This window comes from Pandoraea pnomenusa, assembly GCF_000767615.3.
In the GTDB taxonomy this organism is placed as follows: domain Bacteria; phylum Pseudomonadota; class Gammaproteobacteria; order Burkholderiales; family Burkholderiaceae; genus Pandoraea; species Pandoraea pnomenusa.
In genome coordinates this window covers 550365-565202 of sequence record NZ_CP009553.3, presented here as the reverse complement: position 1 = coordinate 565202, position 14838 = coordinate 550365, and the positions used below count along the sequence as shown (strand labels likewise).

Genomic DNA, 14838 nt, shown 5'->3' with positions numbered 1-14838 from the left:
GTTTATCAAAGCGCGACACGTGCGGCATCGAACGCGTCAATGACGAGCTCGCCCCGCGCGTAGGCGCAACATGGCAGCAACCAGCCTTGCGCTTTTTCTTCGCGCGACAGACCCGGCCACTCGATGCGGTACGTCACCGGCGCCGGTGCACCGCCCGTGCGCGCCTGACACAGGCAGGCACGGCACGTGCCATTGCGGCACAGGCTCGGCAGCTTGATCCCCGCGGTGAGCGCCGCGAGCAGGATCGGCGTGTCTGCCGGGGCGTCGAACTGCCAGCCCGAAGGCACGAGCGTCACGGGGTACGATGCCGACGCGTCGGGCAATCCGGTCGCCGCGACGTCGGCGGGAGGGTAAGGTGTGCGGTTCACGGGATGCGGCTCGCGGAGGGTCGGGGACGGCTGGGAAGCATCGATTCGGTGCACGGCGCATCTTGCGCCAACGCGCTACCATAACCCGTTCCCGCGCCATTTTGTCGCGCCTGCGCATCCGAATCCGTCGCCGCCCCGGCCCACGGTCCCGTCAGCGCCCTGGTTCGCCGTTCAGGGAGTGACCGCACCGGCCACGGACGACCTCCGAATATTGCACCCCATGTCCGCTACCCCGAAATCCACCGCGCCAGGCTCCGCCCCATCAAGCAATGCACCGGAGCGCCTGATCGACACCGCCGGGCTCGACGCCGCGCTGCACGCGTTCGCCGACGCGCGCGACTGGCATCGGTATCACACGCCCAAGAACCTTGCGATGGCGTTGTCCGTCGAAGTGGCAGAGCTCGTCGAGATATTTCAATGGCAGACCGAGTCCGAAGCCAGCGCCGTCATGCAGTCCGGCGAGGCCCGCCACGTCGAACAGGAGCTGGCGGATATCGCCATGTACCTCGTGCGGCTGTCGTCGGTGCTCGGTGTGGACCTGAATCGCGCGATCGCCGAAAAGCTCGTCATGAACGCACGAAAATATCCCGCGCCCCGGGCGTGATCCGCCGACGGCACTTGCCATCGGGCAAAGTGCCCGCATAACTCCCTCGTCTTCCGGAATTCGACCAGACAACGCCATGTCGCAATCGTCCCAAGCTTCGCAGGCATCGCCGGCGTCATCCGACGCGGCGCATCTGCACGGCAAGCCAACGAAACGCACGCTCCCCGCGCGCCCGCGCTGGCTGATGCTGGCGATCATCGCACTGTTGCACGCCTACATCGGCTGGCGCCTGCTCCCGCCGCTGCCCGTCGCCGCCGTATGGAAGGTCCTTGGCGGGCTGTGGCTCGTAGCCTCGACCGTGTTGATTCCCCTCGGCCTGATGAGCCGGGCGATTCAGAAGGAGCCACTCGCCACGCTCCTGACCTGGACCGGCATGACGGCCATTGGCGTCTTCTCGACGCTATTCGTGCTCACACTGCTGCGCGATGTCGTGCTCGGCGCGGCCATGCTGTTCTCCACGCACGATCCTCAACTCGTGGTGCGCTCGGCGGTAATCGTGCTGGCGCTGACCGCCGTGGCGACGATTCTGGGCTTCTACAATGCCCGGCGCCTCGCGCGCGTGGTCCACGTCGACGTGCCGATCGCCGATCTGCCTCCCGAGCTCAAGGGCTTCACCATCGTGCAACTGAGCGACATTCACGTCAGCTCGACGATCCGCCGCGGTTACATCGACGCCATCGTCGACGCGTCGAACGCGCTCGATCCCGATCTCGTGGCCATCACGGGCGACCTGGTCGATGGCGGCGTGCCAGCCCTGCGCGAGCACATCGCGCCGCTCGCTCGGCTGACGTCGCGCCACGGGACGTACGTCTGTACCGGGAATCACGAGTACTACTCCGGCGCGCCTGCCTGGGTCGAGGAGCTGCGCCGCATCGGTCTCACGGTGCTGGAGAATGAACATGTCGTGCTCGATCACGAAGGGGCGTGGCTGACCGTGGCCGGCGTGACCGACTTCACCGCCCATCATTTCGATCCGGAAAAGCGCAGCGATCCACTGGCCGCCGTTGCCGGCGCGCCGGAAGACGCCCCGCGCGTGCTCCTCGCCCATCAGCCGCGCAGCGCACCGGCCGCGCACGAGGCCGGCTTCGACCTGCAACTCTCGGGTCACACGCACGGCGGACAATTCTGGCCGTGGATGTATTTCGTTCCGTTGCAGCAGCCGTATGTGCACGGCCTTCACCGGCTCGGACGTCTGGCAATCTACGTGAGCCGCGGGACAGGCTATTGGGGGCCGCCCAAGCGCTTTGGCGCGCCGTCGGAGATCACGCGCCTGAGGCTCGTGCCGAAAGTCGGTTGAACCGGGCCCCGGCGTACGGACCGACGTCGCGACGTCGTCGCCCGACGCGGGCCCGCTACGGCAAGTGCCGGGCGATGGCGCTACAATCGCCGTTCCCTGCCGCCCGGCCGGCGCCGCCCTGTGCCATTCCGTCTACGTTGCCCTGTTGCCCTGTTGCCATGAAGTCACTTTCGTCCAGTTCCCCGCTCGAAACCGTTGCCGTGCGTTTGCGCGGCAAGATCACGGGCGTCGGTTACCGTCAGGCAGCGGTGCGCGAAGGGCATCTGATCGGGGTACGCGGCTGGGTTCAGGCCCTGCCCGAGGGCGACATCCTGGCCGTGGTGCAAGGCACGCCCGATCAGGTCGACAAGATGCTCGAATGGATGCGGCACGGGCCGCCCGGCGCGCGTGTGACAGACTTCGAGAGCGAGATCGAGTACACCAATCGCCGTTTCGACCGGTTCGAACAACTCTGAGGATATGGGGGGGCTCGGGGGCTCGGGCGTCGGGCGCGCGCTGATGGCGGCCGCTCAAGCATGGTTCCACGAACGTGGATGTGTGAAATTCGAAGTGACGAGCAGCGACCACCGGGTCGCCGCACATCGCTTCAATGCGCGGCACGGCGATGCCCGCGACGGGCAACGGCTTGCGCGCAAAAGCCAGACTTCTCCGACTTAATTCTTGTGACGGTAGTTGATGCGGCCCTTGCTCAGGTCGTAGGGCGACATTTCCAGCGTCACGCGGTCACCCGCCAGGATGCGGATGCGGTTCTTCTGCATGCGGCCGCTCGCATATGCCATCACTTCCACGCCGTTCTCGAGCGTGACGCGAAAGCGATTGTCCGGCAGTACGTCCGAGACGTGTCCGCTGAATTCGATCAGTTCTTCCTTGGCCAATATCGTATCCTCTTGAGGGTGCCGCTCGCGATGGCGCAGCACCGGTGTTACTGAAGGTTCGTTCGCCAATACCTTCGCCGCACCCACAAAAACGCCGGGGTGTACATCGAACGCCAAAAGGAGCCTACCCGGCGGACCGGCCATGACGGGATGGCGGTGCGCCGAAACGCGGCGATGGTTCGAAGGAGCAAGGCACATTGCGGCAGTGCCGCAATGACGAGCAGTGCGTGTCGGGAGGGCGAAGACCTTGGGGTCTGCGTCATCGGCACAGCGAGTGATTCGGCTCGCAGGACATGGCTGTCAGCGGCGCCGATAAAGCATTTCGCGATCGTCAGGCGATGATCGGCGAATTTTCGCCGATCCCGCTAGGATACGCCTTTCTGTGCCGCCCGTGGAAAAAAAATGGCTCGCCGAGTCATTTTGACGGCTTTTGCCGCCCGGATGTGGCGCAATGCACCAATTCACGCGTTGCGAGCGCCACAATGGGCCCCGCGCAGTGGTTTCCCCTCCGTCCGCCCGGCGACGCGGGACGTCGCCTCGAGGCGCTTGGGGACAACGCGGGCATGACGCGCGGCGAGCCCTCATCTATGCTGTAAGTACCCGTAGCCCGCAGGAGGATGACCATGAAAACAGTCGCTCAGATCCTGAAGTCGAAATCGGTCGACACGGTGTACAAAGTGCGCCCGACCGACTCGGTACTCGATGCGTTGACCCTGATGGCCGAAGCACGCATCGGCGCGGTGCTGGTGAGCGAGGACGACCGCTCGGTCGTCGGCATCTTCACCGAGCGCGATTACGCCCGCAAGGTCGCGCTCATGGGCCGGACCTCGGTCAACACGCCGGTGCGCGACGTCATGACCTCGGCCGTGCGCTACGTCACGCCCGAGCAATCGAACGAGGACTGCATGTCGCTGATGACGGAGCACCGCATTCGTCACCTGCCTGTCATGAAGGACGGCGAGCTGGTCGGCCTGTTGTCCATCGGCGACCTGGTCAAGGACATCATGTCGGAGCAGCAGTTCGTCATCGACCAACTGGAGAACTACATCATGGGCGGCGGCGCCGCCCTGGCGGGCGGGTCGCCCTCGCGGCCGAGCTGACGCCGGAAAGCCCGGGCCGGTCCGGGCCGATCGGCTCGCGAACCGATCGGCGGCGCAATCAGGGGGCACGGCGCTTCACACGAAGCGCCGTTTTTTCCGGAGCGAGCGCGCAAATCGTCGACGGGCGGGCCGCTGCCCGGCCCACAACGAAAAACGGCCGCCATGAAGGCGGCCGTGTCATTCTGCACGTCGCCCTCTCAGTGAGCGTCAGAAGTCCTCCGCATCGACGTCGTAATTCGACGGCTCCCACCGGATCGCCAGCAAGGCCAGCAGGCCGATCGCGGGCGCGGCGGCGATCACCCAGAACACTTTCGTCGAGAGCGCGGCGGCCAGCACCGGAAACAGGAACAGCGAAACCGTCGAGCTGGCGCGCATGAGCGTCTGGTTGAAGCCGACGCCCACGCCACGCAACGACGTCGGATAGCTCAGCGACGCGAACGTCATCGAATGCGCGCCCGGACCGAAGCCCTGCCCCAGCAGGAACAGCGCAAGGAAGCCTAGCGCCCAGGCCACCTGGACACCCCCCGCGGGCTTGCCCACGAGCGCCAGGCCGACGAGCGCCGTCAGTTGAAACGCGTAGCCGACCACCGTGAGTTTCCAGGCCCCCACCTTCGGCACCAGGCGCACACCCAGCAGGCCGCCGGTGAATGCGAACAGCAGATTGAGCGCGAGCGACATCAGGATCGTCGTGAGCATCGATTGGGCAAGGAAGCTGGCGATGATCACGGGCAGCCCGAACGCCACCGCGTTATAGGCGAACGACGACGCCACGGCGATGATCGTCGCGAGCGTGGTACGACGCAGGTACACCCCCTTGAGCAGGGCACCGTAGTTGCTCCACGACGCGGGACGCTTCGGCGCGGCGCGCTCGGCATCCGTCGCCACCACGGCGTCGATCCCGTACGAGCGCTTCAGAATCTTCGCCGCGCCGTCGAGATCGCCCTGGTTAGCCGCCCACACCGGCGACTCGCTCATATAACGGCTGCGCACGGCGATGATCGCCAGTGCGGGAATTGCCCCGAAGCCCAGGATGATGCGCCACAGCAGCGCACTGTGCGACGACGGCAGCGCCGAGTAGCACAGCAGCACCAGCAGGTACGACGCGCAGATCGCTGCGTACCACGTCGGGCACCACATCGCGACCCTCGCGGCCTTGTTCCCCCGCCCCTTGAGCTTGGAAAACTCGGCGAGGAACGCCATGGCCACCGGCAAATCGATGCCGACGCCCAACCCCATCACGAAACGTGCGCCAGCGAGCACATACTCGTTGGGGGCGAGCGCACAGGCGATGGCTGCGATCACGAAGCACAGCATGTCGGCCATGAACACCCGATAGCGGCCGATACGGTCGGTCAGGAACCCGCCAAGGAACGCCCCGACAATGGCACCGAAAGTGATCGCGGACGCCACCATGCCAGTGCCCGCCGGGGTGAGATTGAACTCGCGTGTCACGTCCTTCAGGCCGAAGGCGAGTGCGCCGAGGTCGTAGGCATCGAGGAACACACCGCCCAGTGCGATGGCCACGATCCATCGGGCGTTCGACACGCGGGCGCCGCCCTCGTTGACGAGTCGGGCAACGTCGGCCGCCGAGCGGATGACGGCAGAGCCGGCGGAGCCAGCGGACGCGGCCGACGCCGCGGAGCCAGCGTGCACAGACGCGGCGGAAGACAGGGAAACGTCAACGGACATGAAACGGAATGGAAAAATGCGTGAGTGGGAGCGACAAGGCCCAGGGGGCAGCCGTCGCCAAAGGTCGCGATGTTACCGCTTGGTACCGCCTCATCCAAGTGATTTCTGGTTATATGCTTAGATGATTCCCGCGCGAGACGATCAATATCCGGGAGATTACTTCTCAAACACTCGATATTTCGTAAAAATTCGAGAGGATTCCACTTTGGGATTAAGCATTTACAGAGCATGCCCCCACGTCTTGCCTGATGGGAATATCATCGGGGAGCCCTTTGGAAGGGAACCGTGGCAGCCTCGCGCGCACCAACGCCTGTCGACGCGATGCCGAGCCTGACCTCGGCGCCGGCGGCGTGCGCCACGCCGCGTCATTACAAACGCTTACCTTTTCTTACAGCATAAAGATCGGCGGAACCCTACATTCCGCGTCGTGGTCGCAACAGATGTGCCACATTGTGCGCAACGTCACGCTCGATCTGCGGTGACGCCGCATTTACCTCACGCTCACGAGGACGATCCAAAATGAACATCAAAGCACTTACGGGAATCAGCGCGGCCCTGGCCGCCGTCATGCTCGCCGGTTGCGTGGCCCCGGGCCAGCAATATGGCGGCTACCAGCAGCCGGGATACCAACAGGGATACCAACAACCGGGCTACCAGCAGGGCTATCAGCCGGGTTACCAGCAAGGCTATCAGCAGGGATACCAGCAGCCGCAGCAGCAGGGAGCGCTCTACGGAACGGTCCAGTCGATCGAACAACTGAACGGCGCCAATAACAGCCCGAACATTCTCGGTACGGTCCTCGGCGGTGCCGCGGGCGGGCTGCTCGGCAACACGATGGGCGGCGGACGCGGACGCACCGCCACCACCATTGCCGGCGCGGTCATCGGCGGCATCGCGGGCAACCGCATCGAGAACAGCATGGGTGAGCCGAACGTGCTCTATCGCATCACCGTGCGTCTGGACGACGGCCGCGTCGCCACGGTCACGCAGGCGCCGCCGCTGCGCGTGCAGCAGGGTCAGCGCTGTGCCGTGGCGAACGACACGGTGTACCCGTACTGAGCATCGCGCCGTCGACGCACGGCGAAACAAATCGAAACGCCCGCCGGTTGCCCTCCGGCGGGCGTTTTGTTTTCCGGGTCGCCTCACCGCGCGCCTCCCCTGCTTGTCGGTGCCTGTCGGGATGGCTCGACCCCGACTATTTGATCAGACGAAATAGCTGCGACACATGGGTGTGCCAAGCACCACAAGGGCGCTTTATGGTGTCACGCACTTATGCTACGCTTCGCGTCCATTACGTTGCGCCAGACGACACCGCCGTCATCGCCCATTTCACCTCGCGCGCAAACGCGCCATCGCACCGGAAATGCCCGCGTCTTTTGCAACTTCCATGCTGCGAAACATGCAATGCCGGTCGCTTCCCTCACCGCGGCCCGACGGGCCTGGATTTACCGCACGACCATGCACGTTTTTGGGGGACGTTATTGGGACGGCCGTACTTTAGAGTTCGTCGCCTAAGCAAGTCGACAAGAACTTGCCGCGCAATTTCACGCTGTATCCCGCATCGGATCCGGCGTTTTGCGTTCTCGACCGCTTCGGAATCCTGTGATTTGGAATCCTGACCGAGCCGCGTCGACAGCGCGCAATCGCGACAACGCCGGGAACACGGACGCGTCGTGTCGGGGAACGCGCAATCGCCACGATTGCCCGTTGCACGTCATTCACGCACCCGTCTTCGGCACAGCATGTGCATCACCCGCACTCGTGGTCATCTATCGCGCGAGCGCGGCATCCGATCGTACTGGCCGCACGCCAGCGCTAATCCGACGATCGATCGACCTGCTGTCCCCATGACGAGCGGTGGATCGTGGAACGCAAATTGCACTCATGCCAATGGTTTCGACTGGACAACACGACGCATCGACAACGCACCATGGTCAAACGGTCATGGACCTCGGGGGGACCGCACCGGTGATCGCACGGCCTGCACGAGCGATGGCTCACCTGCTGCTCGCCGCCGCGGTGGCGATCGGCACGGTCGGGGTCGCGGCGGCCCCGACAGCCGCGCAGGCCCAGTCGACGACATCGTTGTCCCTGGCTTCGCCGCAGTCGGCCATCCCGGACATCGCGTTGTACTACGGCGACGATATTCCTGTCGACGCGCTTCAGGCATTCGACTGGGTCGTGATCGATCCGGCACAGGCATCGTTGCCCGACGCCTCGATCGCTCCCCGCACCCAATGGTTCGCGCGCGCCGACGCGCGCGACACGACGCAAACGCCCGACGCCTTCGTCGACGCGCGTATCGCGCCGCTGTGGCAAAAAGGCTTTCGCAACTTCCTGATCGACGACGGCGCACCGCTCACCGGCGACGCCGAGAGCGATGCACGCATCGTCGCGCGCGTACAAGCCATTCATGCACGCTACCCGGATGCCCAGCTCGTGCTGAGGAATCACCTGAACACGGCGGCCTCGCTCGCCCCCGCGCTGGCCGGCGTGCTGGCCGACGGGCTGTATCGCCGTTACGACGCGGCGGCGATGATCTTCGTCGACACCCCCGCCAACGTGCAGGCGGCGGCGTTCGCGCAGCTCGACGCGTTGCGCAACCAGGCGCATCTGCCGACGTTCGCCATGGACTATTGCGAGAGCGCCGACCTCGCCTGCCGTCGCACCACGGCGCGCTCGCTCGATCAGAAAGGCGTGCGTGCCTTCGTCACGGATCCCGATGTGCAAACCGTCGGCGTTGGCCGTATCGAAGTGATGCCGCGCAAGATCCTCATGGTGCAGACGCCGGGCGACGGCGAGCCGATCGACCTGACCACCGGTGCGCGCGACATTTCGATGCCGCTGAACTACCTCGGCTACGACGTCCAGTACGTCAATGCCAACAGCGGCCAGATGCCGGCGAACGTGCGCACCGACCGGTATGCGGGCATCGTCGTGTCGATCGACCGCAACGTGAACAACGCCGGTGCCTGGCGCCGCTGGTTGCTCGCCCGCATCCGCGAAGGCATGCGTGTGGCGGTGATCGGCCAGTTCGGCTTCCCCATCGACCAGCAGACGGCGCAGGTGCTCGGACTGGAACGCGTGGCGGGCACCGTGCCGGGCGCCGTCGAGCCCCGGGTGGTAAGCAAGTCGCCGATGATCGGCTTCGAGATCATGCCGACGCCGGACGTACGCGACGCCCTTGGCGTTCGTGTCGGCCCGAAGGGCGAGCCGCTGCTTCGCCTCAAGGCCGGCGACTACACCTACGACATGGCCGGCATGCTGCCGTGGGGCGGTTACTCCCTCAACCCGTACGGTGTGACGTCGCTCGCGGGCATCGAACAGGAACGCTGGGCGATCCAGCCCATCGACTTCCTGCGCCAGGCACTCGCGCTGCCGCAGATGCCCGTGCCCGACGTGACGACCGAAAACGGGCGCCGTCTAATGTTCGTGCACGTCGACGGCGACGGCTTCGCGTCGCGCGCGGAGTTCCCCGGCGTCGATTACGGTTCGATGGCGCTGTACGAGCAGATCTTCTCGAAATACCTCGTCCCCACCACGCTGTCGGTGATCGAGGGGGAAGTCGGACCCACGGGCCTGTACCCGAAGATCTCGCCGCGCCTGGAAGAGATCGCGCGCAAGATGTTCGCGCTGCCCAACGTCGAGATCGGCACGCATACCTATTCCCACCCGTTCAACCTCGAACAGATCAATCAGAAGACTGGCGAGCGCATCTACGGCAAGGCCAACAAGGAATGGGGCGGCGACGACGCCTTCTCGCTCGACATTCCCAACTACCGGTTCAACCTCGATCGCGAGATCCAGGGATCGATCGATTACATCAACCAGCGACTGGCGCCTCCCGGAAAGAAGGTGGTGGTGCTCCAGTGGCCCGGCGACGCCCAGGCGCCGGCCATCGCCATTCGCAAGGCGTGGAAGGCGGGCGTGCTGTCGATCAATGGCGGCGATACGATCATCACGAAGACGAACAACAGCTGGACCAACATCGCGCCGTACGGCGTGGCGAAGGGCCTGCTGCCCACGGAATTCCAGGTGTACGCGGCGGTGATGGACGAGAACGTCTACACGAACGACTGGCTCGGCCCGTATTACGGCTACACGCGCGTGCTCGAGACCTTCGAGATGACCGACAAGCCGATCCGTTTCAAGGCCGTCAACCTCTACTACCACATGTACTCGGGCACGAAGGTCGCCTCGCTCAACGCATTGAAGGACGTCTACAACGCCGTGCTCCGGCAACCGGTCTTCCCGATCTTCACCACTGAATACATTCGGCGCGTGCTGGATTGGCGTCGCGTCGCGGTCGCTCGCGAAGTGACGGCAGACGGTGCCCCTGTGCGCTGGCGCGTTCGCAGCGGCGCGGATCTGCGCGAAATGCGCTGGCCGGGCGAAGGCGTGCCCGTCATGGGCACGTCCGAGGACATCGCAGGCTATCTGCCGGGTCCGGGCGGCCTCTACATCCACATGGGCGGCGACACGGCCGAATTCTCGATCGGCGCGAAGGGCGCCGACCGTACGCCCTACATCAGCGAGGCGGCCGGATTCGTGCGCGACTTCAAGCGCACGGGCCGCAACCTGTCGTTCCGGTTCGGCGGGTACTACAAGCCGTTCGTGAGCGTCGCCAATGCCGCGGGGTGCCGCCTGAGCGTCGACGGCGTGACGAAGGGTCGTGCCGATGGCGCCGGCCGCCTGCGTGTCGATGTCTCGGGCGTTGCCGAGAAGCCCGTCACCATGCATGTCATCGGGGTGGAATGTGACTGACGCAACGCGACCCAACGACCGTGCGCTCGACAGCGCCGCCGCTTCCCGGCCTGTCGAGAAGCGAGAGCGCCTGAGCCCGCCGTGGCTGACGGCAGCCATCGGCGCCGGCGTCGTGCTCGCGCTCGGCGCGGCGCATCCGAGCGACGAGGAGCAAACGCGTTCGGTGGCTTCGCAACCGCCGAGCGAGCTCTCCGTCGCCTATCTCGAAGCCTGGCTGCGCATCGAGCCCGACGCACCGCGCTATCTCGACCTGCTCGGCCAGCAGTATCTCGGCCTCGGCCGCTGGGACGATGCCACGCGCGTGGCGGACAAGCTGCGCGCCATGCCCGACGAACAGAATCGCCGTCGCGGCATCCTGCTCTCCCTGGCCGCCGCCGAGCAACGCGCCTACGACGTACCGGCCGACGATCCGGCCCGCGCCGAGCGCATGGCGCAGTACGTGGAACTGCTCGACGCCACGTCGCAATATCAATGGGACGTGCCGACGCTGCGCATGCTCGCCGAGAAGGCCCGTCTGGCGGGCGCGACCGAATTGATGTTGCGCGACTACCGCCTGCTGGCGGCAGCCGACGCCGCCAATGCCGCGCAATGGCAGGAAAAGCTCGCCAACGCCGCGCTGTCGCAGTCCGCCTACGACGACGCCGCGAACGCCTATTTCGCCGCACAGGCCGTGGCCCGCACCCGCGACGACCGTCGGCGGCTGTTCCTCGCCGGCATGCGGGTGCTCGTCTCCGCGAATCAGGTGGCGCGCGCCTGCACCGAAGGGGAAAAGCGCATCGGCGATCTGTCCAACGATCCTGTTACGCTGCGCTATCTGCTCGACGTGGCCCGTCAGGCGGGCCGAACCGACCTGATGACGACGTACGCCCGCGCACTCACCAAGCTCTCGAGCCTCACGCCGACGTCGCATGGCGCAACCCTCCGCCTTGCGGGCTGGCTGCCCGGCGTGGGCGCGGATGGCCGCGGTCTCGACGGCGCCGCGCCCGCACGTTTTCGCTACCTCGATGGACCGGCGGGCGTGCGTGCACTGCACCGGTCGAACGGCCCACGCATCATCCGGGTGGCTGACGTGGGTCTGGCCCGAGGCGCGAGTGCCGCCGATGCCGCGCCGTCCTCGCAACCGGCGCAGGCCGACCCGAAAGCCAGGCTCGCCATCCCGGCCAGTCCCGACTGGGACTCGCCCTCGCGACCCGCCGCCGGGGGCACCGACGCCAACGGCGTGAACGCCAGCGATTACGATCTGGCGTTCAAGGCGTTCGTCGAAGCGCGTCAGCTCGACGACGCCGAGAAACTCGCGCAGCAGGCCTTGCAACGCAAGCTCGACCCACTCGTCTGGACGCGCCGTCTCGCTCAGGTCGCGCAGTGGAACGGGCACGCGCCGCTGGCACTGGCCTACTGGCTCAAGTACGCGGAATCCACGGGCAACGCGCAGGCGTGGGAAAACGTCTACCAGCTCGCCCCCCAACTCAACGACGACCACGCCTATCTGGCGGCCCAGATTTTCGAGGCGGACCGCCAGCCGGACAACCTCAAGCTCAAGGACGATATCGTCAACACGTACGAGCGGCTCGGGCGCCCGGAGGAAGGGCTCGCCTATCTCAAGCGCCATGCCACGGGCAGCCAGCGTCGCGCCCTGCTCGAGCGCGAAGGCGACGTCGCGCAGCGCATCGGCCAGGACGCCGAAGCCCTGGCCACGTTCCAGACGTTGCAAAAGGAGTTCGGCCCGTCGTCCCAGTATGCGCTGCGCATTTCCAGCCTGCTGTACCAGAAAGGGCATCTCGCGCAGGCACTGGCCGAACTGCGCAGCGTGCGCGACGTCGCGGGCACCTTGCCCGCCGACGCCGGCTACTGGCGCACGTACGCCGAGGTCGCGCGTCTCACGCAAAGCGACGAGGACGCCAACTTCGCCTATCGACAGCTGTTGCGCACCGGCAAGGCCGAGGCGCTCGACTTCAACGCGATGACGTACTTCTACCAGGGCTATCCGCTCGATGCCGGCCGCACGGCGGAAGCGGAGTTCAGGCAGAACGATTCGGACCTCGCGCTGCAGGCGGCGATTTACTTCTATACGCAGGCCCGGGCCTACGACCGCGTGCAGGCATTGCTCGACGGCCTCGATGCGCAACAGCGCGACAAGTTCGCAAAATCCGGCGACCTGCTCGCCACGCGCGCCGTCTATTTCCAGCAGATCCAGCGCTGGGACGCCGCGCTGGACGATCTGCGCGTCGCCTCGAAACTGGACAACGCCGGCGACGAAGTCCGCGTGGCCTACCTGTGGGCGCTGGTCGACTACGGCAGCGACGACGAGCTTCGCACGGTCCTGCACGACTACCGTCCCATGGTCGCCGACAACGCCAGCTACTGGGGCGCCTACGGTGCGGGGTTGCTGCGCCTGGGCAATCCTCGCGAGGCGCTGACCTATCTGCGCCAGCAGGCCGCGCTCTCCGACGACGATCCGCTCTGGATGCTGTCGCTCGCCGACGCGGAAGAGGCCGCCGGCGACGCCGGCACGGCCTGGAAGATTCGCCAGGGCGCCTGGAAGGATCTTCAGGCCCGTGCGGAATCGGGGCAGTTGCGTTTCGCGTCGCGCCGCCGCCAGGGCGCCGTGGTGCAACGTCTGGCCGCGCTCACGTCCGACAACGACGGCGTGCTCGAAGCCCAGGCCGCACGCGTCACGCTGGCGCAGGTGTTCTCGAACGCGGACACGTCGCGTCAGTTGCTCGTCAACCTCCTGCGCGAGGATCGACGCTCCGCCGACAGCGCCAAGGTCGCCGACTCGCTGCTCGGCGACTCGGCCGAGCTGGCCCCGCTCAAGCCCGCGACCGACAACCCCGGGCAGCGCGATCCGTCGTTGATGTCGCGTCAGGCCGTCATCAGCGCGACCACGCGCGACGTCGGGCTCGCCTGGGCACTCTCCGGCGAGGATTTCGATCTCGCGCGCGCATGGCTGGCGCGCGAGTATACGAACCGGCTCCTGCGCCCGGCCGATGCCGAGATCGCGCTCGCGCTGGAGAACAACGATCGCGACAAGATGGCGCAATTGCTCGATCGCCGTCAGGGCCGCATGCCCATCGAGAACGAAATCGAGGCCAACGAGCGGCTCGGCCGCGCACCGCAGGCGCAAACGCTCGCCTGGCGCGCCGCCGACGGCGCCCCGAACAACGACGCCGTTCACACGACGTTTACCGACACGATCCTGCGCGACCGTTCCAACGCCGGCTTCGATCTCTTCTATTCCCGTCAGGCGCCGCTGAGCTACCTCGAGAGTTCGCTGATCGGCAGCCTCAACCTCACGAGCCGGATCGGCGTGACGCTCGAGGCCATTCAGCGCAACCAGCGAACCGTCGATACCTCGCAGCTGGCCTGGGTGCCCGCGCACGACCGGATATTCAACTTCACCGTGCGCGATCGCACGGTCGATCGGGATCTGGCGTTCACGCTCGGCCATCGCACCGAACTCAACAGCTTCTTCACGGGGCTCGTGTCGGCCGCGTTCAACCGCAACTCGCCGCTCACGACCACGTTCCAGGTCGGCTACAACCAGTTCACCGACATTGCGCCCAACACACAGGTCGCGGCCACCCGCGATTTCGGCAGCATGCAGATGCTGTGGGCGGGCGACGGGCGGTGGTATGGTCAGGCCAACGCGGAATACGATCGCTTTCACGCTCAGGACCGCACCTACCTCGGCCGCGGCTGGCGCTTCGGCGGTGAACTGGGATACAAGCTGCGCATCGATTACCCCGACCTGAACATCCGCCTCGTGGCCGAGCGCGGCATCTATACGCCGAGCAACAACACCGTCAATTCGCTCGCCGTCCTGCTGCCGACCGGCACGGTACCCCTGGCGTCCGAGTTCATGCCGATCACGACCACGCAATACGGCGTGATGGCCGGATTCGGCCAAGACTACCAGAACACCTACCGTCGCGCCTGGCGGCCGTATCTGGACGCCGGCTACATTCACGACAGCCAGCAGGGCTGGGGGCCCCAGGTCAACCTGGGCATCGCCGGGTCGGTCATCGGCAACGACCACGCACGCATTTACTACTCGCACGACATCACCAACGGCACTGGTGTTGCCACCACGCAGGTCGGTGTCGCCTACCGACTGTTCTACTGATATTTCGCATCCGCAAGG

Annotated in this window: 12 protein-coding genes; 9 read left to right on the top strand and 3 right to left on the bottom strand. The window is 66.0% G+C overall.

All coding sequences use genetic code 11. The features are described from left to right. Nucleotides 1-5 precede the first annotated feature (5 nt). The gene (locus tag LV28_RS26670; protein ID WP_223272034.1) at nucleotides 6-368 is read right to left on the bottom strand and encodes a 2Fe-2S iron-sulfur cluster-binding protein; all 363 of its coding nucleotides are present in this window, start codon (nucleotides 366-368) and stop codon (nucleotides 6-8) included. Nucleotides 369-588: 220 nt separating this feature from the next. Between LV28_RS26670 and LV28_RS26665 the strand changes: the two genes are divergently transcribed. From LV28_RS26665 to LV28_RS49570, 4 genes are all read left to right on the top strand, one after another. Further along, nucleotides 589-972, top strand: coding sequence for a nucleotide pyrophosphohydrolase (locus tag LV28_RS26665; RefSeq protein WP_023593986.1), 384 nt, complete (start codon nucleotides 589-591; stop codon nucleotides 970-972). A gap of 184 nt (nucleotides 973-1156) precedes the next feature. After that, on the top strand, nucleotides 1157-2269 hold the full coding sequence (locus LV28_RS26660) for a metallophosphoesterase (protein WP_024788430.1): 1113 nt from the start codon (nucleotides 1157-1159) through the stop codon (nucleotides 2267-2269). A gap of 158 nt (nucleotides 2270-2427) precedes the next feature. Continuing rightward, nucleotides 2428-2724 (top strand): acylphosphatase, encoded by a 297-nt coding sequence (locus tag LV28_RS26655; RefSeq protein WP_023593984.1) that lies wholly within the window; start codon nucleotides 2428-2430, stop codon nucleotides 2722-2724. A 4-nt stretch (nucleotides 2725-2728) separates the two neighbouring features. Next, nucleotides 2729-2926: a GNAT family N-acetyltransferase gene (locus LV28_RS49570; protein WP_063598628.1), complete on the top strand. Its 198-nt coding sequence runs from the start codon at nucleotides 2729-2731 to the stop codon at nucleotides 2924-2926. Here LV28_RS49570 and infA read toward each other — a convergent pair. Further along, nucleotides 2923-3144 (bottom strand): translation initiation factor IF-1, encoded by a 222-nt coding sequence (infA, locus tag LV28_RS26650; RefSeq protein WP_010808709.1) that lies wholly within the window; start codon nucleotides 3142-3144, stop codon nucleotides 2923-2925. The genes LV28_RS49570 and infA overlap by 4 nt on opposite strands. 293 nt (nucleotides 3145-3437) lie before the next feature. Between infA and LV28_RS48620 the strand changes: the two genes are divergently transcribed. Beyond that, nucleotides 3438-3740: a hypothetical protein gene (locus tag LV28_RS48620; protein WP_141572516.1), complete on the top strand. Its 303-nt coding sequence runs from the start codon at nucleotides 3438-3440 to the stop codon at nucleotides 3738-3740. A gap of 27 nt (nucleotides 3741-3767) precedes the next feature. Then, on the top strand, nucleotides 3768-4244 hold the full coding sequence (locus tag LV28_RS26645) for a CBS domain-containing protein (protein ID WP_023593983.1): 477 nt from the start codon (nucleotides 3768-3770) through the stop codon (nucleotides 4242-4244). Between the two features lie 207 nt (nucleotides 4245-4451). Here LV28_RS26645 and LV28_RS26640 read toward each other — a convergent pair whose 3' ends face one another. Beyond that, nucleotides 4452-5933 (bottom strand): MFS transporter, encoded by a 1482-nt coding sequence (locus tag LV28_RS26640; RefSeq protein ID WP_115344411.1) that lies wholly within the window; start codon nucleotides 5931-5933, stop codon nucleotides 4452-4454. 519 nt (nucleotides 5934-6452) lie between these two features. On the opposite strand from LV28_RS26640, the gene LV28_RS26635 reads away from it, so the two are divergent. The 3 genes from LV28_RS26635 to LV28_RS26625 all read left to right on the top strand — a co-directional run bounded on the left by LV28_RS26635 (nucleotide 6453) and on the right by LV28_RS26625 (nucleotide 14820). Then, nucleotides 6453-6992, top strand: a complete 540-nt coding sequence (locus LV28_RS26635) for an outer membrane lipoprotein (RefSeq protein ID WP_023872441.1) — start codon at nucleotides 6453-6455, stop codon at nucleotides 6990-6992. 933 nt (nucleotides 6993-7925) lie between these two features. After that, the gene (locus LV28_RS26630) at nucleotides 7926-10697 is read left to right on the top strand and encodes a bifunctional glycoside hydrolase/polysaccharide deacetylase family protein (RefSeq protein WP_038621686.1); all 2772 of its coding nucleotides are present in this window, start codon (nucleotides 7926-7928) and stop codon (nucleotides 10695-10697) included. After that, nucleotides 10690-14820, top strand: a complete 4131-nt coding sequence (locus LV28_RS26625) for a tetratricopeptide repeat protein (protein ID WP_048806462.1) — start codon at nucleotides 10690-10692, stop codon at nucleotides 14818-14820. Before LV28_RS26630 ends, LV28_RS26625 begins: the two co-directional genes overlap by 8 nt. Nucleotides 14821-14838 lie beyond the last annotated feature (18 nt).